The organism is Nonomuraea sp. NPDC049607 (assembly GCF_040675375.1).
Lineage (GTDB): Bacteria > Actinomycetota > Actinomycetes > Streptosporangiales > Streptosporangiaceae > Nonomuraea.
This window is the reverse complement of the sequence record NZ_JBFAOV010000002.1, coordinates 288,817-308,902: the sequence shown is the minus strand read 5'-3', so window position 1 is coordinate 308,902 and position 20,086 is coordinate 288,817. Positions and strand designations below refer to the sequence as shown.

Sequence of the window (20,086 nt, the reverse complement as noted above, 5' to 3'; positions counted from 1 at the left end):
GGTGTTGATCGACGCGGCACCCCGCCTTCTGTGCCGGCCGCACGGTGACTGAGTGTCGCGTCAGGTCCGAGCGGGCCCCTGCGACTCAGGCTTGGGCTCTGGTCCCATCCCGGTGAAGAGGGCCTCGATCAAGCGGTCGACGTACTCGTGCGTCAGCGGCTTCTGGGTGATCAGGGCCCGGAAGTACAGCGGGCCCGACAGGATGTCCATCGCCAGGTCCAGGTCGAAGCCGGGCGACAGTTGCCCTTGGTCGCGGGCCGCCTTCAGCCGGCCGAGGGTCTTCTCCGCCTGCGGGGTGATGAAGTGGTCGTTGAGCGCCGCGGCGACCTCGGGGGAGAGCAGGGCCTCGCCGATCAGGGCCCGATACAGGGGGCCCACGGGTGGCTGGTCCAGCAGGTCGATGGCCGCGTGGATCTGCCGGCGCAGGTCGGCGACGGCGTCGCCGGTGTCGGGGTAGTCCAGATCGGACTTGTTCAGCGACAGGAGCGAGTCGAGGAACAGGGCGCCCTTGGACGACCAGCGGCGGTAGATCGTGTGCTTCCCGACGCCGGCGCGGGCGGCGACTGCTTCGATGCTGAGCTTGGCGTAGCCGATCTCCTCCCCCAGTTCCAGCGTGGTCCGCATGATGGCCTCGGTCCGGTCGGTGGCACGGCTGCCGCGCTTGTCGGTCACCCCACCACGGTAATGGAACGGCACGTGCCGTGTTGACAGTGCGGATCATCCCCGTCATGCTCCATTAGCGGCACGGCACGTGCCGTTCAGGATGAGGAGGGGTCCTGTGGGATCGTCCGGCCCGGACACGGCGCTTCGGCTCGCCGCTCTGACCAAGACCTTCGGCCGCGAACTGGTGGTCGACCACATCGATCTGGAGGTGCCGCGCGGGTCCTTCTACGGCCTGGTCGGCCCCAACGGGGCAGGCAAGACGACGTCGTTGTCGATGGCGGTGGGGCTGCTGCGTCCCGACGGCGGACGGGCCGAGGTCTTCGGCCTCGACGTGTGGGCCGACCCCGCGCGAGCCAAGGAACTGATCGGTGTGCTGCCCGACGGGCTGTCCATGCCCGAGCGGCTGACCGGCCGGGAGCTGTTGCGCTTCACCGGCCTGCTGCGCGGCATGGACCTCCAGGAGGTCGAGCGGCGGGCGGGCGAACTGCTGGAGATCCTGGAGCTGGACAGGGCCGAGCGCACCTTGGTGATGGAGTATTCGACCGGCATGCGCAAGAAGATCGGTCTTGCCGCGGCACTCCTGCACGCGCCGAGGCTGCTGGTGCTGGACGAGCCGCTGGAGGCCGTCGACCCCGTCTCGGCCGCCACCATCAAAGTGATCCTGCGGCGGTTCGTGCACGGCGGCGGCTCGGTGGTGTTCTCCAGTCATGTGATGGCCGTGGTCGAGCAGTTGTGCGACCACGTGGCGGTGATCGCCTCCGGCCGGGTCGTGGCCTCGGGCCCGCTGGGAGCCGTGCGGGCGGGCCGGAGCCTGGAGGAGCGGTTCGTGAGCCTGGTCGCCGGCCAGACCTCCGAGGTGGGTGAGCTGGCGTGGTTGTCCTCCTGATCCGGATGAAACTGGCCGTGCTGGGGCACTCCATGACCGGCGGGCGGGCCGCCCAGATGGTCACCGGCGCGCTGACCGGGTCGGCCCTCGCGGGGGGTCTGATCGTGCTCGCGGGGCGGGACTACCCGCTCGCGTCGCTGCCGTTCGATCTGCTGGGGGTGGGGTTCGCCGTGTGGACGGCGGGCTGGCTGCTGGGCCCGGCGCTGTTCGGCGGCGGCGATGAGACGCTGCGTCCCGAGCATTTCTCGTTGTTGTCGTTCACGCCGCGTCGCCTGGCGGCCGGGCTGGCGGGGGCCGCGTTCGTCGGCGTCGCACCTCTGGTCACGCTCGTGGCCTTCTCCGCGCTCGTGGTGGTGGCCGTCAAGGCCGGGCTCGGTGCGGCGGCCACGGCGGTCGGCGCGCTCGCCGTCGTCCTCCAGCTGATGGTGTGCGTGCTCGCCTCCCGGCTGGTCACCGCGGTGCTCGGCCAGGTCATGCGGTCCAAGGCGGGTGCGGCGTCGGCCGCTCTCGTCAGCGCCGTCATCTTGGCCGGCCTGCATTCGAGCTGGGTGCTCTCGCCCCTGGTGCAGGCCGCCCTGCGCACCGGGTTCTCCGCGCCCTTCTCCGCCTGGGTCGCGGCGCTGCCCTCCGGCTGGGGTCTGGTGGCCGTGCGGGCGGCCGGGCAGGGACAGTGGCCGACGGTGGCCGCCGCCCTGGCGGGGCTGGCCGCGCTCGGCGCGGTGTGCTGGTATGGCTGGGCCGCCTTGCTGAAGCGGCGGCTGACCACCCGGCGTGCGAGCGGCCGCCCGGTCCGGGTGGCTTCCGGCGGTTGGGCCAAGGGGCCGGTGACGGCGGTCGCCGCCCGGGAGTTGCGCACCTGGTCCCGGGACCTGCTGCGCTTTCACTACCTGGTCTTCGCCCTGGGTTACGCCCTGGCGTTCTGCCTGCTGCCGCTGGCCGCCGGCGCGACGATCTTCCTGCCCTGGACCGGAGCGGTCTTCGCCCTGTGGGTCGCGGCCATCTCCGCCAACCTCTACGGCGAGGACGGCACCGAGCTGTGGGGCAAGATGATGGTCCCCGGCGCCGCGCGCCACGACGTGCGCGGCCGTCAGCTTGCCTGGCTGCTGGTCACCGCGCCGCCGACGCTCGTCCTGACCGCCGTTCTGGTCGTCCTCACCGGCGAATTCGGTCTGTGGCCCTGGCTGGCGGCGCTCGTGCCAGCGCTGCTGGGCGGCGGCGCGGGCGTGACCGTGCTGGTGTCGGTGCTGCGACCGGTGCCCATGACCGACCCGCACCGCCGAGGCGGCAACCTGGTGGAGAACGGCACCGACTTCGCCCAGGTGCTGCTGGTGCTGATCCTCACCGCGGCGACCGCCGCCCCCGCCTGTTTCGCGGTCCGGCTGGGGCCGGTCTGGGCGGGACCGGTCATGGGGCTGGGCGGCGGCGCCGCGACGGCTTGGCTGCTGGGGCGGCTCGCCGCGACCAGACTCGAAGCGAGCGCGCCCGAGCTGCTCCTGCACCTGCGCACCGGCGTCTCGCCCAGGCGGAGGCGACCGGCCCCCGCCCTGGACCGGAGGCAGCCGCACCTGCCCAAGCCCGACCTCGACCTGGACAGGCTCGGTCTGGACAAGCTCGGACTCGACCTGGCCCCGGCGGGCCGGCGCGCGTACGTCATCGCGAGCCTCACCCTGTCCTGGGTGCCCCTGGTGGCCCAGGGCGTCGTGCCCGCACTCATGCTGACCACCGGCCAGGTCACCCGATCGTGGTTCCTGGCCCTGCACCTGCCGCAGCCTCTCCAATGGCCCACCGTCATCGCCATGATCGCCCTCGGGCTCGTCCTGCTGACCACCGGGCTGGGCATCGGGCTCCACTACCTGGCCAAGTCCCGGCGAGGCGGCGGCCCGTGACGGCCTTTCTCAGCACCCAGAGCTGCCAGGCCCGCTACGCCAGCGATCGGCCGACCAGCGCGTCACCGAGGGGCGTACGTGCGTAAAGGACGGAACGGCCCGTGCGGGTGCCCACGACGAGACCCGTCCGGCGCAGGGCGGCGAGGTGGCCTCCGGTGGCGCCGAGGCTCTGGCCGAGCAGGGCGGCGAGGTGCGTGGTCGTCGCGGGTACGGCCAGCTCGGTGAGGACGCGCGCCCGGGTGCGTCCGATCAGCAGCGCCAGGTCGCCGTCCGGCACGCCGACCCCCGCGCCGGTGCCGCGCGCCGGGTAGACCAGCGCGTTGGGCCAGGACTCCTCCAGGTACGCCCCCACCGAACGGGAGAAGGCCGTCGGCAGGAACAGCAGGCCCTTGCCGCCCAGCACGTGCAGGCCGTGCAGCGTGTGCAGGCGCACCTCGATGTGCCCGTCCTGGCGCCAGCGCACCTGGTCGCTGAGGTCGTCGAGCGCGGCGGCCCAGCCGTAGGCGGCCAGGCGTCCGGCGCGCTGGATCACGTCGCGTTCCAGGATCGTGTGGAAGCGCGGCCAGCTCACCGAGACGATCTCCCGCCACAGGGCCTCGTACGCGTCCGCCAGCACCTGGACCACCCGTGGCGAGAACAGCACGTCCCGGAGCTGCTCCGGCAGCGGCGGAAGTCCCGCCAGCACCTTGGTGACCTCCTCGTGGGCCTGGGCCACCGGGGTCCGGCGCATCGAGGCCAGCTCGGTCTCGAACGGCACGCTCATCCCGGCCGGGGGTGGCGCGATGAAGTCGACGTTCGCGTCGCCCTTGTTGCCGCTGACCGCCGCGAGCGCGCGCAGCGCCGGATGCCGTCGCACCAGGTCGAGGTACGGGCCACGCCACCGTTCCACCCACCGGCGGTGCACGCCCGGCTCGTTCCTGCCGTCGAGCGTCCAGTGGGCGTGCATGGTCTCGATCAGCGGCGAGATCGCGAACCGGCTGGCCACCAGGTCCTGCGGGGACACCTGGATCTTCAGTGCCATCTTTCGGTTATATCCGAAACTGTGGCCCTGCCGGGAGCCGGTTCAGCAGCATCGGGGGTGTGAGAGCGGCGACGTACGGCGACGTGTTCGCCGTCAAGGAGTTCCGGGTGTTGTTCGGCAGCTTCGCGCTGCTCGTCACCGGGGACTCGATCAAGATGCTGGCCCTGTCCGTGCTGGTGTACGCGCGTACCGGGTCGCCGGGGTTGTCGGCGGCGGCGTACATGGCGGGGTGGCTGCCGTACATCGTGGGCGGGATGTTCCTGCTGTCGCTGGCCGACCGGCTGCGGCCCCGGGCGCTGATGGTGACCGGAGAGCTGGTCAGGGCGGCGGTGTGCCTGCTGCTCGCCTACGCCGGGCTGCCGGTGTGGGCGATGCTGGCGCTGGTGCTGGTCAGCGGGCTGTTCTCGCCGGTCTTCGGCGCGGCCAGGTCGGCGGCGCTGCCGGACGTGCTGCCGGGGGACGCGTTCGTGCTCGGGCGGTCGGTGCTCGGGGTCGCCTCGGCGGCCTCGCAGGTCGGCGGGCTCGCGGCCGGGGGCGCCTTCCTCGCCTTCGCCGGGGCGCCCGGCGCGCTGGCCGCCACCGCCGCGCTGGCGGTGGCCGGCGCGGTGGTGCTCCGCCTCGGTCTGCCCGACCGGCCGGCCCGGACCGCCTCGGGAAGGGGCGGGACGGGGGCCGTGCGGCAGACGTTGCGCATGAACCGGTCGCTGCTGGCCGATCCCCGGGTGCGCGGGCTGCTGCTGGCCGGATGGGTGCCGACGATGTTCCTGGCCGGGGCGGAGGCGATGATCGTGCCGTACCTGGGCGGTCAGGGGCGGGCGGGCGTGGTGCTCGCGGCGGCGGCGGCCGGGATGGCGGTGGGGGAGTTCGCCGTGGGCCGGTTCGCCGCGCCGCCGCTGCGGGAGCGGCTGTCGGCGCCGCTCGCGGTGCTGCTCGGGGTGCCGTGGCTGGCGTTCGCGCTGGGGCCGGGCATCGGGTGGGCCGCGGTGCTGGCCGCGTGCGCGGCGGCGGGGCTGGCGTACCAGCTCGGGTTGCAGCGGCGGTTCGTGGACGCGGTGCCCGAGGAGGGGCGCGGGCAGGCGTTCGGGCTGCAGTCGGCGGGGTTGATGACGGGCCAGGCGGCCGGTGCGGCGCTGGTCGGCGTTTTGGGCGAGTCGATCGGGCCGGGGCCCGCGATCGTGGTGGCGGGGGCGGCGGGCGTCCTGGGGGCGCTGGCCCTGCTCGGGGCCCTGCGCCCGCCGCACCCGGCCTCGCCGCACCCGGCCTCGCCCCACCTGGCCTCGCCGCACCCGGCCGCGCCGGCCGGTCACGTCGCGCCGTCCGGTGAGGCTGCGTCGTCCGGTTCCGCCACGTCTGGTGGGGTTACGTCGCCGGGAGTTCGCCGGAACCGCGTGGGATGAGACGTACGGGCAGTTCGACGTGCTCCGGCGGCCCGCCGTCACCGCGCAGGCGGCGGAACAGCAGCTCGGCCGCCACCCGGCCCATCCACGCCGGATCCTGCGCCACCACGCTCACCCCCGGCCGCAGCAGGTCGGCCAGCTCGAAGTCGTCGAACCCCACCAGCGCGAGCCGCCGCCCCTCCAGGACCCGCAGCGCGGTCACGGTGAGCCGCCCGTTCCCGGTGAACAGCGCGGTCGGCGGCGCGTCGAGGGCGAGCATGCGCCGCAGGTCGGCCCGTACGTCGTCCGGGGACGGCGTGCGCATCGCCACCAGCCGCGGGTCGAACAGCCCGCCGAGCGCCCGCCGGTAGCCCGCCAGCCGCTCGGCCGCCGTGTAGATCGCCGGGTCGTCCCCCAGGAACGCGATCCTGTGGTGCCCGTACGTGAGCAGGTGCCGTACGGCCTGCTCGGCCCCGCCCGCGTTGTCGGCGAGCACGGTGTCCACGTCGATCCCGGGCTCGGGCGGCCGGTCGGCGAACACCACGGGCGTACCGGTCTCCAGCTCACCCCGCAGGTACGCGTGGTCGTCACCCGCCGGGACGACGATCAGCCCGTCCACCCTGCGCGCGCAGAACGTCTGGACCAGCTCGCGCTCCCGGCCCGGCTCCTCGCCCGACGACCCGCTGAGCAGCAGGCAGCCGTGGTCGATGACGACGTCCTCGACGGCCCTGCTGAGACCGGCGTAGAAGGGGTCGGCGACGTCCTCGATGACCAGCCCGATCGTGGCGGTCATGCCGGTGCGCAGCCCCCGGGCGCTCTCGTTGCGGCTGTAGCCCAGCCGGTCGATGGCCGCCCGCACCCGCTCGGCGGTCGCCGGATGGACGCCGGGTTCGTCGTTGACGACGCGCGAGACGGTCTTGAGCGCCACGCCCGCCGCCGACGCGACGTCCTTCATCGTCGGTCTCACGCATGGATCATGTCCTACTCCACCCAGGCGGACAACGCTGTCAGACGCCTGTGCCAGAGTAGGTGCCCTATGCCGTTGAGACACGCCTTGCTGGTGGCCGGGTTCGTGCTGGCCGCGCTCAACCTGCGGCCCGCCATCGCCGGCCTGTCGCCGCTCCTCGACGAGATCATGAAGGACCTGGGGCTGTCGCCGTCGGCCGGCGGCGCGATCACCACTGTCATGGTGGTCTGCCTGGGCGTGTTCGGCCCGCTCGCGCCGCTGCTCGCGCGGCGCATCGGCCTGGACAGGACGCTGCTGGCCGGCCTGCTCGTGGTCGCGGCGGGCGAGATGCTGCGCGGGCTCGACGGCGTTCCCATGCTCTACCTGGGCTCCGCGCTGGCCGCCACCGCCATCGCCGTCATGAACGTCTCCATGCCCGGCATCGTGAAGCAGCACTTCCCGACCCGGGTCAACCTGCTCACCGGCGTCTACGTCTCGGCCGTGGTCGCCGGCGCGGCCGGGGCCTCGGCCCTGGTGATCCCGCTGGAGCGGGCCACCGGCTTCGACTGGCGCGGCGTCTCGGCGCTGCTCGCCGTGCCCGCGCTGGTCGCGGCCCTGCTCTGGCTGCCGCAGGCGGTCCGGGGGAGGGTGGCCGAGCAGGGCGGCCCGAGACCGTTCGGCGCCATCCTGCGCAGCCGGGTCACCTGGTACGTGACCGCCCTCATGGGCCTGCAGTCGCTCACCTTCTACGTCATGCTGGCCTGGCTGCCGACGATCTTCCTCGACGCCGGCCTGCCCGCCGACCAGGCCGGCTACCTGCTCAGCCTGACGAACCTGGTCCAGGTCGCCACCTCGCTCGCGGTGCCGGTGCTGGCCGGCCGCCGGGCCTCGCAGGTGCCGTACGTGGTGGGCGCGGGCGTGCTGACCGTGTTCGGCTACCTCGGCGTGCTGCTGGCCCCGGCCACCGTGCCGTGGTTGTGGATGATCGTGCTCGGCGTCGGCCAGGGGGCCTCGTTCGCGCTGGCGCTGCTGATCATCGCGCTGCGCCCGGCCGATCCCGCCGGCGTGACCGCGCTGTCGGCCGTGTCCCAGTCGGTGGGGTACCTGGTGGCCGCGCTGGGTCCGCTGCTGTTCGGCTACCTCAGGGAACTCTCGGGCGGCTGGACCCTGCCGCTGACGGTCGGCCTGGGCGTCCTCGGAGCGCAGCTGGTGGCTGGATGGCTGGCCGGACGCCCTGCTACCTTAGGTAAGGCTAACCTGTAGAAGGGATTCGCGGCGTGCTGACCGAGGCTCTCCAGCGCCTGGCCGACGGCCGGGGCGGCGTCATCGGGGTCGAGCCCGGCCTCGTGATCGACCCCGACGAGAGCTGGACGGCCGCCGCCGATCTCGTGCGGGAGCCGTACACGCTGCTGGAAGAGCTGGTCGCGCAGACGGCGGCGCGCTGGAACGCGCCGAGGCACGTCGGCGCGGCGCTGTTCTGGAAGACCTTCGGCTACTGGCACAGCCTGCCCATGGCGCTCGGCTGGGCCCTCGACGGCCGCGTCCCGGTCATGCGGCTGGCCGACACCTACTTCAAGGTCTCCGACGCCGGCGTGACCATCGCCGCCAGCCGGGTGACCTGGGGCACGGGCGTCGAGCCCATCCGCGAGTCGCTGGCCGAGGCGCAGCAGCCGCTGGTCAAGGCCATCAGCGTGCTCGCCAAGGTCGGCGAGCGCACGCTGTGGGGCTCGACCGCCGAGGCGTTCGCCCATCCGCTGGTCACCATCGTCGAGGGCGACTACATGGCCCTGCTCGCCGAGATCGGCAGGCCGGTCGACGGGCTGGTCGAGCCCGCCGACGACGGCTACTTCCGCAGGACGTGCTGCCTGTGGATCACCCTGCCCGACGTCGAGGCGTGCGGGAGCTGCTGCGTGCTCAGGCCACCGCGACAGGCTCGTCCATAGGACGCAGCTCGTCGGCGTAGCTCACCGAGACGCGGCGCATGACACCGCTGTCGTCGATCGAGTACTGGCCGAGCCGCCACAACGGCGGAGAGTAGGCGTGGATCGAGACGCTCTCGCCCTCCGCGCCGCCGAGCCGGTGGATGTGGTCGGGCCCGAACGAGAACGACTGCCCGGCGGGCACCACGGTCTCCAGGTGCTCGCCGCCGATGCGCGGGTTGCTCTCCTGCAACGCCCCCTGCACGACGTGCACCGCGCCCGAGGAGATGTCGTGGTCGTGCCAGCCCGTGTCGTCCTCGGGACGCCAGCACAGCACCCAGACGTCCACGTAGGCGTCCCGGTACAGGGAGGCGTAGTGCCGTCCGCCGTCGGTCGGGAAGTCGACCATCTCGCGCCACTCCTGCGGGTTGGCGGCCAGCTCGTCGACCAGGTCGCGCAGCTCACGCCGGTCGAGCGCGCGCTCCGGCAGCCCGGCACACACGCCGCCGCCCTGGATCTGGATGTCACTCACGTACGAGTCTCCTTTCTGTATCTCATGGCCTCACTCCGTGAGGCGGCTCGGTCGCCGGAATGCCGGCGCCTTCCCCCGCTCTGGTCGCTTCGCTCCCGCCGCTCCTCCAGGCACCGGCGCTCCCTCGCGGGTTCAACTGCCTCACTGCGTGAGGCGGCTCGGTCGCCCGCAGGCCGGCGCTCCCTCGCGGGGTCAACCGCCCCACTGCGTGGGGTGGGGTTGACGGCCAGGTGCCGGTGCTTGCTCGCGGGGGTCATGGGGTCGGGAGGGAGAGGAGGCGGCGGGGGTTGGTGGAGCGGATGGCGTGGAGGGCGGCGGCGCCGAGGCCGGGGTCGGGGGCGGTGGCGTACGGGGCGTCGGAGCCGTTGACGACGACGTCGATGCCCAGCTCGCGGACGATCGCGTCGATGGCACGCGGCCCGTACGAGGACGTCTCCACGTAGAAGCCGGGGTCGACCAGGCCGCGCCCGGTGCCGCCCCGGGCGATGAGCCGCTCGGAGTGCAGCGGCGCCAGGCCCGCCAGCAGCGCGAAGCACACCCGCAGCCGAGGATGCCGGGGCCTGACCACGGCGTGGAAGTGGTGCCAGGACGCGTGCATCTGCTGCACGTACGGCACCAGCGCCGGCCACCACGACGGCGCCCCCGGCGGCGGCGGCACGGCGGCCGGGCCGGGATGCACGAACAGCGGCAGATCCCGCTCGGTGAGCACGTCGAGCAGCCGGTCGTCCGGTACGGCGGTGGCCGGGATCTGCAACCCGACCGCTCCCCGGTCGAGGTCCTTGGCCAGCCGCTCAGGATCGGGCTCGCTGTGACAGGTCGCCGCCCACACCCCGAACGGCCGGCCCAGCGCGAGCGCGCCCTCGTGGTAGGCGTCGATCAGCGGCCAGGCTTCCTCCGGCGGCAGGAACTCCACGCCCAGCGGGCTCGACATCGACACCAGCGCCAGGTCGAGCCCGGTCGTGTCCCGGTGCCCGTGGTCGGCCGGATCGACCTCGTACGGCGGCTCGCCGTCGAGGAGCAGCGTCCAGCCGTCGAGCCGGGGAGGCGCGGTGCGAGCGCGCAGCGCCGCGACGAACGAGTCCGTCCACAGATGCTGATGCACGTCGATGCTCACGATCACACCTCCCTCTATTTCCTACTGAGATTACAGGTAAACGAACTGTACTGCGAAATCAAACCTGTGAACCGTTTCAGTGATACGGTTCAGTGAACCGCTTCACTGTCCTATTTGTCAACGCTTCGCACGTCGAGACCGGACCAAGAAGAAGGACGCGAGCCCGAGCGGGAACCCGGCTTCTGTCGGTGGCAGGCAATAGGCTGGCTGGATGCCGCGGAAGAGAGCGACGATCAGGGAAGTGGCCCGCGCGACCGGTCTGTCTCCGGCGGCCGTCTCCTATGCGCTGCGCGGCATGCAGGTCTCGGAGGAGACGATGGAGCGCGTCCGCGCCGCCGCCGCCGAGCTCGGCTACGAGGCCGACCCCATCGCCAGGGCCCTGGCCAGCGGTCGCACGGGCATGATCGGCCTGCTCTGCGGCTCGCTCGAAGACCTGTGGCAGCAGTCGCTGGCGGTCGGCATCAGCAGGGGCCTGCGGGAGAAAGACCGCTATGCCCTGATCCTCGACGCGGTCGGCGACCCCGAGCGTGAGCGCGTGCTCGCCCAGCAGCTCCGCGACCAGCGCGTCGACGGCTTGATCGTGCAGCCGGTCGATCCGGCCGCGCCGTTCTGGGCCGAGCTGTGCGAGTCGCTGCCCGTCGTCGCGATCGGCGACGCGCTGGCGGGCACGGCGGGCGAGGTCGTCTTCGACAACCGCCGGGGCGTCACGCTGGCCCTCGAACATCTGGCCGGGCTCGGTCACCGCCGGGTCGCCGTGCTCACGCCCACCCAGGCCAGCACGCCCGACCGTCCGGCCGACGTGCACGTCCTGGCCGAGGCCGACCGCCTGGGGCTCGACATCGAGGTCGTCTCGGCCCCCCACGACCTGGCGGCGGCCACGTCGGCGGCCCACGAGATCCTCTCCACGTCCAGGCCGGGGGCGGTCTTCTGCTTCGCCGACTCCATCGCCTACGGCGTCTACGCCGCGGCCAAGGAGCTTGGCCTGTCCATCCCCGGCGACGTGTCGGTCATGGGCTACGACGACCATCCCATGTCAGGGCTGCTCACCCCGGGCCTGACCACCGTCGACTGGGACATCGACGGCATCGTCAGGGCCGCGGTGCGTCTCATCGCGGCCGCGGCCGACGGCGGCACCCGGCGCCGCCGCGTCGTCCAGGAGCCGACACTCAGGGAGCGTGGCTCGGTCGCGCAAGCGCCGCCCGCGCCTCGTCCAGCTCGTCGGTGAGCCGGCCGTCGGGCCGCGCCCCCTTGCGGGCCCGTACGGCGGCGGCGCGCTCGCAGGCCAGCACGATCTCCAGCGGTTCGAGGCAGCGCAGCGCGTGGCGGGCGGCCTGGGTGGCGAAACCGGCGTGGTCCTCGGTGCCCAGCGAGATCACCGCGGTCCCGGTCGTCACGGGGGCCGCGAGGTGGCGCAGCTCGGCCAGGGCGTCCTGGGCCACGTACTCCAGGATCATGAGGCCGGAGGCGCCCGGCCGGTCGGCCAGGAACGGGAGCTGCCCGGTGTAGGCGGGGTTCATGAGGGTGGCCAGGCGGGCGGTGCTGAGCTGGGCGGTATGGGCCAAGGCAGCCCGCAGCGCGTCGAGTGCCAGGGCCACCGGGGCCGAGTGGAAGTTGCCGTTGTGCCAGGCCAGGGTGCCGGTGACGAGCGGGTTCTCGGTGGCGGCGTTCAGGTCGGTCTCGACGGTCGCGGTGGCACGCTCCAACGCGTCCACGGCCGCGCCGTGCACCTGGGCGAAGGCGCGGTAGCCGTACGGGTCCTGGACGCGGGGGGCCGGTTCGTGGGTGAGCAGGCCGCGCAGGCGTCCGGCCACGCGCGACTGGCCCGCGTGCGGCCTGGCCTCCTGGACGGGGGCGGCCAGGGGCTCGGCGGAGGCGTCCACGGCGGTGAAGGACAGCGCGGCCACCTCCACGGCGGCCTCCAGCAGCTCGCCCAGGCGATGGCAGGCCAGGGCGGCGTCGGCCAGCGTGGCCGCGCCCGAGCTGATGAAGGGCAGCGCGTCGCCGGAGGCGAGCGCGAAGCGCGGCCCGGCCGCCTCCTCGCCCGCTCGCCGCCAGGGCACCTCGCCCAGCAGGCACAGGGCCGTGGTGGCGAGCGCGGTCAGGTCGCCGGTGCCGATCGCGCCGTACGTGCGGACCGGCGGCGTGAACCCCCCGGCGACCGCGTCGGCCAGGACGGGCAGCACGGCCGGGTCGATGCCCGAACCGCCCGCCATGAGCTGGTTGAGCCGCACGACGAGCATCGCCCGCGCACGTTCGGCCTCCACCAGGGGGCCCGCTCCGCAGGCGTGGCTGCGCAGCAGGTCGAGACCGGGGGAGTCGAGCCGGACGTCCCGGTTGGCGCCCACGCCCGTGCTGCGGCCGTAGACCGGGCCGGTCAGCCCCTGGGCGGTGGCCCACGAGGCCCGGGCCCGATCGAGGGAGCCGATCGTGACCCGGGCCCGGCCGTGGGCGGCTTCGTGTACCTGGGCGCAGGTCAGGTCCGCGCCGTTGAGCTGCATGGGGAGGGGGTCAGTCGTTGTCGGGGATGAACAGGCCGAGCAGCCAGCTGACGACGCTGATGATGATCGCGCCCCAGAAGGCGGCGGGGTAGAAGTTGTCGACGTGGAAGGGGATGTCGAACTGACCGGCGATCCAGCTCGTCAGCAGCAGCATGGCCGCGTTGATGACGAGGAGGAACAACCCCAGGGTCAGCACGATGACCGCGCAGCCCAGTGCCTTGACGATCGGCTTCACGATGGCGTTGACGACGCCGAAGATCAGGGCCACGAGGAGCAGGACGCCCCAGTACTTGGCCGAGTTCTCGGGGGCTGTGATCTTGATGCCGTCGAGGAACTGGATGGCGACCCAGAGGGCGGCGGCCGCGGCCACGGTTCTGATGATGAATCTCACGCTGGTTGATCCTCCCACTTCGCGATCGCCGGCGCGATAGACGGACGGAGGGACGTCGATCGATCACTGTCGGTAGTGGCGGTTACCTGTGACTCCTGTCGGGAAAGGGAGCGAGATGGACGCTAATGGTCTTGATTCGTTGCCCGCGGCGGAGTTGCACGACCGGGCGGTGCGGTACGCCGTACGCCATGGGGATCTGGGCTTCCTGTGGAACCTGCTCAAGGTGATCCCCGCCGCCGAGGCCGCCAGTGGTCACGAGAGTGAGACCGCCAACGACCTCAGCCGGGTCTCCGCGCTGCTCAGCGACGCGCTGGCGGCGGGCGAGGGTGAACTGGGCGAGGCGTTGCGCCCGATCTACCTGGAGTATCTGCGGGATCATCCCGACGCCTGAGCCGTGCTCAGCCGGCCAGGCGCGCCCCCGCGTCGATCCCGGAGATGCCCGGCGTGCTGACCTCCTGCCCGTCCCGCAGAACGATCATGGTGTCGTACGCGCCCGCCTCGGCCAGGTCGGCCGCGAAGCGCGGGGCCAGGGTGGGGCCCATGGCGTACATGGCGGTGGCGTAGGCGTCGGCCACGCCGAGGTCGGGGCCGATCACGGTGACCGAGCCCAGCGTCTGCTGGCGCTCCCCGGTGCGCGGGTCCACCACGGCCGCGCCGCCCGAGGTGGCGATGCCGAGGTCGTGGGCGAACAGTGCCTTCCTGACGACGTCGGTGCGCGGGTCGCGGATGCCGACGCGCCAGGCCTTGCCCGGGGCGGCCGAGCCGCGCACCCTGATGTCGCCGCCCGCGTTGATGCGGTGGTCTCCGGCACCGGCGTTGCACAGCGCCCGCGACAGGCGTTCGAGGGCCCAGCCCTTGATGTAGCCGGAGGGGTCGATCACGCCGTTGATCCGGTGCTCGAACCAGCCGCCGGTCGCCTCGCTCAGCTCCTCGCAGCGGTGCAGCACCTCGACGAGCTCGGGGATCTGCCTGATGGTCAGGCCCTGGTTGAGCCGCCAGATCTGGCTGTCCTCCTTGGCCGGGCTGAAGGTGTCGGCCACCCAGCGCAACCAGGAGAAGGCGTCGTCGAGCAGGGGGGTGAGCTCTCTGGCCGGCAGAGCCGTGCGGATGTCCACACTGACGGGCATGCCCATGACCGTGTCGACACGGGCGCTTCCGGGGAAAATCGTCACCTGGCCTCCTTGTCCGCAGACCACGCTCTCACGTCGGCCGTAACGTGGGGCTAAACCTTTTGCTCCGGTTTGAAATGAACCTGTGATCTGGGGATCGCAAGGCGTGACAACGCGCCGCCGACGTACCGGGTGAACGGGCGCGGGCCCTCGACGACCACCTCGCGCTCGGCGATGTCGGGGATCTGGCGGCTGAGGCCGGAGGCGCTGATGCGCTCCTTGGCCCTCGGGTCGTGCTCGGTGCCGGTGACGAGGATGAGGCCGTACCTGGCCTCCAGGTCGCGCAGCTCGCTGCTGGCGCGCTCGGTCCGGTACACGGCCACGATGTTCGGCGTGCTGTCGGGCCCGGCGCCGGGTCCTGTGGCGAGGGCCAGCCGGGCGCGTAGGGTCTCCGCGTCCATGCCGGACGCGATCAGCACCTTGCCCCTGGTCTCGGGGGTCACCGTGTGGCTGCGTACCGCCATGACGGCCGCCATCGCGTACAGCAGGAGCGACCCAAGACGGCTGGGCGCCGTCACGTACGCGGTGGAGCTGAACTCGTGGGCCACCAGCAGCGCGCCGGCGAGGTAGCCGCCGAGCCGCAGCCGCTGCCTGGCCTGTTCCGTCCGGAGCAGGTCGGCGGCCTTGACGATCGCGAAGCCGAGCGCGACGAGCAGCGCCGCGGCGGCGTACGCGGTGGGCCGCCAGGGGTAGCCGAACCCCGGCTGGATCGCGCCGAACTCGGCGACCGCGACCCCGCACCAGAAGAGGATGGGACCGTGACTCGCATTCACCTCACTAGCCATGCCTATGACGATGCTGAAGGAACATGAGAGCTTTCTGAGTAAGGTCTGAAACATGGCTAACGTGCGTGTTGAGCGGACAGAAGACGGCGGTTTCCGGGCCACGAACGCCCGTGGCGCCGAGGTGAGGATCGGCGGCGGCGACGAGGAGGGCGTGTTCACCCCGGTGGAGCTGCTGCTCGCGGCGGTGGGCGGATGCAACATCGTCACCGTCGAGCCGCTCACGGCCAAGCGCGGGCACCGGCTGGTGCGCCTGGCCATGACGGTGGAGTCGGAGAAGGTCGAGCCGAACAAGCTCGGGCCGGTGACGGTCACCTACGACGTGGAGCTGCCCTCGGAGGAGGCCGACGAGGTGTTCAGGGCGGTCGCCGGGCGGGTGCACGACAAGTACTGCACGGTGAGCAGATCGTTGCAGGACGGTACAGAGGTTCGATTGGAGCTTCCCTAGTCGGATTAAACGCTTATTCGACCCCGTTATGACGCGACCGTTGCATTCGTCTCGGTAGCGTTGTAGCAGGTCGAGAGGCCACAACAGACCTTCACCGATGCGGACGCGGAGGGGGACCGCGGTCCGCGAGTGCGGGACCGCCGACGTTTTTGGGGGAAGACGTCGGCCTGGACCGCCACCGATCGAGGCCGGGCAGATTTGGGGGAAACTGCCCGGCCTCGATCCATGCCCACCCCCTGCCACTCCCCGCCGCTCCGCCTTTGGCTCACAGGTGGCGGGGCATGCGTATTGTCCTGTGGTGTGAAGAAAGTTCTCATCGACTGCGACCCCGGCATCGACGACGCGCTCGCCCTGGCCCTCGCGGCCGGCTCTCCCGATCTCGAAGTGGTGGGCGTCACCACCGTGGGCGGCAACGTCGACCTGGAGCTGACCACCGCCAACGCGCTGGCGCTCAGGGAGTTCCTCGACCTCGGTGACGTGCCGGTCACGCCCGGCAGCGCGGGCGCCCTGCTGCACCGCACGGTCCGCGCCGGCCACGTCCACGGCGCCACCGGCCTGGGGGACGTCGTCCTGCCCGCCCCCGTACGCCCCCTGTCGGACGGCCACGCGGTGGACTTCATCGTGGACGCCCTGCGTGCCGCCCCCGGCGAGATCACGCTGGTCGCGGTGGGCCCGCTGACCAACATCGCCCTCGCCGTACGCCGCGAGCCCCGCGTCGTCGAGTGGGCCCGCGAGCTGGTGATCATGGGCGGCTCGTACACGCGGGGGAACCACAACCCGGCGGCCGAGTTCAACATGCTGGCCGACCCCGAGGCCGCGGCGATCGTCTTCGAGGCCGGCTGGCAGGTACGGCAGCTCGGCCTCGACGTGACCCTGTCCGCCCTGGTCACCACGGACGTGCTCGACCGCATGCGCCCGCTCGGCCGGCTGTCGGAGCTGCTGGTGCCCGCCGCGCAGTTCTACGGCGTGGTGACGGCCGAGGGCGGCCCGGCGATCCACGACGCCTGCGCGGTGGCGTACGTGCTGGACCCGTCGTTGTTCACCTGCGTGCCGGCCGTGGTGAACGTGGAGACCGTCGGGACGTACACGCGGGGGATGACCGTCACCGACTTCGACCTGCGCGGACGGCAGGCGAACGCGCTGGTGGCGACGTCCGTGGACGTGAAGGGGTTCTGGGACCTGGTGCTGGGGGCGTACGGGAGGCTGGGGGAGCGGCTCGGCTGATGTGCGGGCACCGTCCGGCGGCTGATACAGTTAACCCTGTTGCGCCGCTAGCTCAGTTGGTTAGAGCAGCTGACTCTTAATCAGCGGGTCCGGGGTTCGAGTCCCTGGCGGCGCACCCTAGAGAAACCCCAGGTCACTGTGTTGACCTGGGGTTTCTGCTTTCCCGGAACCCTTTGGACGCCCCCGAGCCGCTCGGCGTCACCCGTGGCCCGCCGCTCCCGTGCCGGGCCGCTCAAGAACGGCCGTCCAGGAAGTTGATCATCGGGGCGGTGGCACCCCGGCGCTGCGACAATCAGGGGGTGGACGAGACGCTTCTGGAGTGGCTGGCGGGGCTGGGGCGGGAGAGGCTGGCCGAGGTGCTGACGTCGCGGCCGGACGTGTTGCGGCCCGTCCCACCGCGGCGGCTGGTCGAGCTGGCCGAACGGCTCGACGCGCCCGAGTCCGTGCACCTGGCGCTGTCCCGGACGCCGCTGCCCTGCCTGCTGCTGACCGAGGCGATCCTGGTGGCGGCCCGCACCGGGCGGCCGCTGTCCGGTCTGGTGGCCTCCGGGGCCGACCTCTCAGGGCTGATCGACCGGCTCGAACGCGCCGCGCTCGTCCGGCGCGACGAGGACGGGACGCTGAGCTTCGCCGCCGGGCTGCCCGCGGTGCTGCCCACGCCCCTGGGGCTCGGTCCCGACCTGGCCGCGATCCTCCCGCAGGTCACCATGGCCGAGCTGGCCGAGGTGGACCGGCGGCTGGGCGGCACCGGCGCGGGGCGCAAGGCGATCCTGATGGAGTCCGTTACGGCGGCGCTCGGCGACCCCGACCGGCTGGCCCGGCTGGTAGCCCGCGCCCCGGCGGGCACCCGCGAGCTGCTGGACGACTTCGTCGAGCGAGGGCCCGCGCGGGTGCTCGACGAGTTCCCGCCACGCGGCCAGCACCAGCCGCGACGTGCGGCGACCCCGGCGCGGTGGGCCCGCGACCACGGTCTCGTCTGGAGCGTCGACTGGGAGCGCACGTACGTCATGCCCATGGAGGTCGCGCTCGCGCTGCGCGGGCGCGACCACCGGATCGACCTGCCGGTCGAGCGACCGGCGATCAGTACGCGGCCGGTCGCCGGAGAGCTCGTCGCCCACGAGGCGTCCGTGGCCGCCCTCCGCCTCCTGGACCGGGCCGCGGCCCTGCTGGAGGCCGCGGCGGCGGAGCCGTTGCCCGAGCTGAAGGGCGGCGGCGTCGGGGTCAAGGAGGTGCGCCACCTGGCCGGCCGGCTGGGCTGCGCCGAGGACGAGGTCCGCCTGCTGCTGGACGTCGTGCACGCCGCCGGGCTGCTGGCCGCCAACCCGGTCACGCAGGTGCGCACCCGGCGCGCGACCGAGACGCGGCGTACCGGGGTCTCGCCGACCAAGGGCTACGACGCGTGGATGCGCCTGGAGCCGGCCGATCGCTACACCGTGCTGGTCGAGGCGTGGTGGGGGCTGCCGATCAGCCCGACCCGCCGGTACGACGGCAAACCGCGCACCCCGCTGGCCCCCGCCGGGACCGGGACGCCGTCCAGCGTCATCCGGGAGGTGGTCTTCGAGCTGCTCGCCGACGCGACCGCCACGGGAGAGGGCGCGGCCGTCCCGGACGCCGAGGAGGTGGCGGCGGCCGCGAGCTGGCACCTTCCCCTCGTGCAGCGGGCGAGCTGCCGCGAGGTCGTGCTGGCCGTCCTGGCCGAGTCGAGGCTGCTGGGCCTGGTCGGCGCGGACGCCCTCAGCCCGCCCGGCCTGGCCCTCCGGTCGCCCTCGGCCCCGCAGGCGGGCGAGGCCGCCGCGGGGCTGCTGGCCGCGGCCCGGCAGCAGGCGCTGTTCGGCACCGACCTGACCGCCGTGGTCACCGGCCCGCCCGCCGCCGCCCTGGCCGAGGTGCTCGACCGGGCCGCCGACCGCGAGCCCGGCGGCACGTGGCGGTTCGGCCCGGCCTCGGTGCGCCGCGCCCTCGACGCCGGCCACACCGCGGCCGACCTCGTCTCCGCCCTGGCCGAGGTGGCCTCTGGCCCGTTGCCGCAGCCTCTGACGTATCTCGTCCACGACGTCGCGCGGCGGCACGGGGAGGTCGAGGTGGTCCCGGTGGGCTGCTGCGTGGTGGGCGACCACGCTCTGCTGGCCGAGGTGGCCGCGCATCGCAGGCTGGCGAAGCTGCGTCCGCGCCTGCTCGCCCCCACCGTCCTGGCCAGCGCCCTCGATCCGGCGCAGACCCTGGCCCTGCTCAGGGAGGCCGGGTACGCGCCGGTGGCCCGCGAGGCCGACGGCTCGCTCGCCGTGACCGGCCGCACCTCCAGGCGCGCGCCCGCCCGTCCGGCCCGCCGGGAGCAGGCGGTCCTCAGCCCCGAACGCGCCGCCGCCTGGCTGGTCGCCACCGCGGGTGAGCCGGCCCCGGTCTTCCACGGGCTGCGCGACGTCTTCAGCCGGTACGCCACCGCCCTGCCCCCCAAGGCCCGCGAACGGGTGGCGATGGAGCTGCAGTACCACGGCACGGCCCGGATCGCCTACGACGGCGAGGACCTCACGGTCAGCGGCCCGGAGGTACGCGGCGCCGACCTCGACGTGTGGTGCCATGAGCCCGCCGAGTTCCGGCTGCTGGACCTGGCCAAGATCACCAAGGTGCTGACCTGATCAGGCGTTCAGCTCGTCGCGGGCCGCCATCAGGGCGAAACCCAGCAGGTTGAGCCCCCGCCAGGTCGCCGCGGAGGCGGCGCGCTCGTCGTCGGCGGCCAGGCCGATGCCCCAGACCCGGTCCAGCGGGCTGGCCTCGACCAGCACGTGCGCGCGGGTGCCGACGAGGAACTCCCGCAGGTCCGCGTGCGCCCCGAACTTGGCGAACGAGGCCCGGGTGACGATGTCGAGCCGATGGGCGTCCCACACGGCCTCGTCGAAGCCGCGTACGGTGCGGCCGAGCTTCTTGGCCTCGGCCGGGGTCGCCGCGCGCAGGATGCGGCCGGCGATGTCGTGGTCGCCGAACAGCCACGCCTTGTGGGCCATCATGTAGTGCTCGGCCGAGGCGAAGGTGTGGCCGTCCTCGGTGAAGGTCGCCGGCCACCACTGCGACAGGCAGCCGCGGCCGGGGCCGCCGTCGCGGGACGGGCGGTGGCCCCAGAAGTAGAGGTAACGCGGCCGGCGGCCGTTCCGCTCCGCCGCGACGGCCTCGTCCACGGTACGGGGAAGCTGGTCGGACACGGCTCAACCGTCCCACAGGGCACGGACGGCCGCC

Annotated in this window: 20 protein-coding genes and 1 tRNA gene; 11 read left to right on the top strand and 10 right to left on the bottom strand. The window is 73.0% G+C overall.

Annotated features, from left to right (window positions below):
- Window positions 1-60: 60 nt before the first annotated feature.
- A complete protein-coding gene (locus AB0J97_RS05695) occupies window positions 61-672 on the bottom strand; it encodes a TetR/AcrR family transcriptional regulator (RefSeq protein ID WP_364084925.1) in 612 nt (203 codons plus the stop codon).
- A 148-nt stretch (window positions 673-820) separates the two neighbouring features.
- Between AB0J97_RS05695 and AB0J97_RS05690 the strand changes: the two genes are divergently transcribed.
- Window positions 821-1,549 carry an ABC transporter ATP-binding protein gene (locus AB0J97_RS05690; RefSeq protein ID WP_364085639.1) on the top strand — a complete coding sequence of 243 codons (729 nt, stop codon included), beginning with the start codon at window positions 821-823 and terminating at the stop codon, window positions 1,547-1,549.
- Window positions 1,534-3,435, top strand: a complete 1,902-nt coding sequence (locus tag AB0J97_RS05685) for a hypothetical protein (protein ID WP_364084922.1) — start codon at window positions 1,534-1,536, stop codon at window positions 3,433-3,435. Before AB0J97_RS05690 ends, AB0J97_RS05685 begins: the two co-directional genes overlap by 16 nt.
- Before the next feature lie 34 nt (window positions 3,436-3,469).
- Here the strand turns inward: AB0J97_RS05685 and AB0J97_RS05680 are convergent, their stop codons facing one another.
- On the bottom strand, window positions 3,470-4,456 hold the full coding sequence (locus AB0J97_RS05680) for an ArsR family transcriptional regulator (RefSeq protein WP_364084919.1): 987 nt from the start codon (window positions 4,454-4,456) through the stop codon (window positions 3,470-3,472).
- A gap of 59 nt (window positions 4,457-4,515) precedes the next feature.
- Between AB0J97_RS05680 and AB0J97_RS05675 the strand changes: the two genes are divergently transcribed.
- Complete coding sequence (locus AB0J97_RS05675; RefSeq protein WP_364084916.1) at window positions 4,516-5,853, top strand: MFS transporter; 1,338 nt, start codon at window positions 4,516-4,518, stop codon at window positions 5,851-5,853.
- Here the strand turns inward: AB0J97_RS05675 and AB0J97_RS05670 are convergent.
- Entirely contained in the window at window positions 5,816-6,787 is a 972-nt protein-coding gene (locus AB0J97_RS05670) for a LacI family DNA-binding transcriptional regulator (RefSeq protein WP_357699467.1), read from the bottom strand. The genes AB0J97_RS05675 and AB0J97_RS05670 overlap by 38 nt on opposite strands.
- A gap of 87 nt (window positions 6,788-6,874) precedes the next feature.
- On the opposite strand from AB0J97_RS05670, the gene AB0J97_RS05665 reads away from it, so the two are divergent.
- Both AB0J97_RS05665 and AB0J97_RS05660 read left to right on the top strand, forming a co-directional pair.
- Window positions 6,875-8,041 (top strand): MFS transporter, encoded by a 1,167-nt coding sequence (locus tag AB0J97_RS05665; protein WP_364084913.1) that lies wholly within the window; start codon window positions 6,875-6,877, stop codon window positions 8,039-8,041.
- A 14-nt stretch (window positions 8,042-8,055) separates the two neighbouring features.
- On the top strand, window positions 8,056-8,721 hold the full coding sequence (locus AB0J97_RS05660; RefSeq protein WP_357698962.1) for a (2Fe-2S)-binding protein: 666 nt from the start codon (window positions 8,056-8,058) through the stop codon (window positions 8,719-8,721).
- Here the strand turns inward: AB0J97_RS05660 and AB0J97_RS05655 are convergent.
- Together AB0J97_RS05655 and AB0J97_RS05650 are read right to left on the bottom strand one after the other, a co-directional pair.
- Window positions 8,693-9,229 carry a cysteine dioxygenase family protein gene (locus AB0J97_RS05655; RefSeq protein WP_357698964.1) on the bottom strand — a complete coding sequence of 179 codons (537 nt, stop codon included), beginning with the start codon at window positions 9,227-9,229 and terminating at the stop codon, window positions 8,693-8,695. The genes AB0J97_RS05660 and AB0J97_RS05655 overlap by 29 nt on opposite strands.
- Before the next feature lie 253 nt (window positions 9,230-9,482).
- On the bottom strand, window positions 9,483-10,343 hold the full coding sequence (locus tag AB0J97_RS05650; protein ID WP_364084909.1) for an amidohydrolase: 861 nt from the start codon (window positions 10,341-10,343) through the stop codon (window positions 9,483-9,485).
- A gap of 211 nt (window positions 10,344-10,554) precedes the next feature.
- On the opposite strand from AB0J97_RS05650, the gene AB0J97_RS05645 reads away from it, so the two are divergent.
- Window positions 10,555-11,568, top strand: a complete 1,014-nt coding sequence (locus AB0J97_RS05645) for a LacI family DNA-binding transcriptional regulator (RefSeq protein WP_364084906.1) — start codon at window positions 10,555-10,557, stop codon at window positions 11,566-11,568.
- Here AB0J97_RS05645 and AB0J97_RS05640 read toward each other — a convergent pair.
- Both AB0J97_RS05640 and AB0J97_RS05635 read right to left on the bottom strand, forming a co-directional pair.
- A complete protein-coding gene (locus tag AB0J97_RS05640) occupies window positions 11,510-12,841 on the bottom strand; it encodes an aromatic amino acid ammonia-lyase (protein ID WP_364084903.1) in 1,332 nt (443 codons plus the stop codon). The two genes, AB0J97_RS05645 and AB0J97_RS05640, sit on opposite strands and share 59 nt — an antisense overlap.
- 10 nt (window positions 12,842-12,851) lie before the next feature.
- Entirely contained in the window at window positions 12,852-13,232 is a 381-nt protein-coding gene (locus AB0J97_RS05635) for a phage holin family protein (protein WP_357698972.1), read from the bottom strand.
- A gap of 115 nt (window positions 13,233-13,347) precedes the next feature.
- On the opposite strand from AB0J97_RS05635, the gene AB0J97_RS05630 reads away from it, so the two are divergent.
- Window positions 13,348-13,623: a hypothetical protein gene (locus AB0J97_RS05630; RefSeq protein ID WP_352319467.1), complete on the top strand. Its 276-nt coding sequence runs from the start codon at window positions 13,348-13,350 to the stop codon at window positions 13,621-13,623.
- 7 nt (window positions 13,624-13,630) lie between these two features.
- Here the strand turns inward: AB0J97_RS05630 and AB0J97_RS05625 are convergent, their stop codons facing one another.
- Together AB0J97_RS05625 and AB0J97_RS05620 are read right to left on the bottom strand one after the other, a co-directional pair.
- On the bottom strand, window positions 13,631-14,404 hold the full coding sequence (locus AB0J97_RS05625; protein ID WP_357698974.1) for an FAD:protein FMN transferase: 774 nt from the start codon (window positions 14,402-14,404) through the stop codon (window positions 13,631-13,633).
- A 50-nt stretch (window positions 14,405-14,454) separates the two neighbouring features.
- On the bottom strand, window positions 14,455-15,186 hold the full coding sequence (locus AB0J97_RS05620) for a hypothetical protein (RefSeq protein ID WP_364084898.1): 732 nt from the start codon (window positions 15,184-15,186) through the stop codon (window positions 14,455-14,457).
- Between the two features lie 52 nt (window positions 15,187-15,238).
- Between AB0J97_RS05620 and AB0J97_RS05615 the strand changes: the two genes are divergently transcribed.
- From AB0J97_RS05615 to AB0J97_RS05600, 4 genes are all read left to right on the top strand, one after another.
- Window positions 15,239-15,631, top strand: a complete 393-nt coding sequence (locus AB0J97_RS05615; RefSeq protein WP_357698978.1) for an OsmC family protein — start codon at window positions 15,239-15,241, stop codon at window positions 15,629-15,631.
- Between the two features lie 300 nt (window positions 15,632-15,931).
- Window positions 15,932-16,855, top strand: coding sequence for a nucleoside hydrolase (locus AB0J97_RS05610; protein WP_357698980.1), 924 nt, complete (start codon window positions 15,932-15,934; stop codon window positions 16,853-16,855).
- A gap of 41 nt (window positions 16,856-16,896) precedes the next feature.
- A tRNA-Lys gene (locus AB0J97_RS05605) sits at window positions 16,897-16,970 on the top strand.
- Between the two features lie 184 nt (window positions 16,971-17,154).
- Window positions 17,155-19,491: a helicase-associated domain-containing protein gene (locus tag AB0J97_RS05600; RefSeq protein ID WP_364084893.1), complete on the top strand. Its 2,337-nt coding sequence runs from the start codon at window positions 17,155-17,157 to the stop codon at window positions 19,489-19,491.
- Here the strand turns inward: AB0J97_RS05600 and AB0J97_RS05595 are convergent, their stop codons facing one another.
- A complete protein-coding gene (locus AB0J97_RS05595) occupies window positions 19,492-20,052 on the bottom strand; it encodes an NADAR family protein (RefSeq protein ID WP_364084890.1) in 561 nt (186 codons plus the stop codon).
- Window positions 20,053-20,086 lie beyond the last annotated feature (34 nt).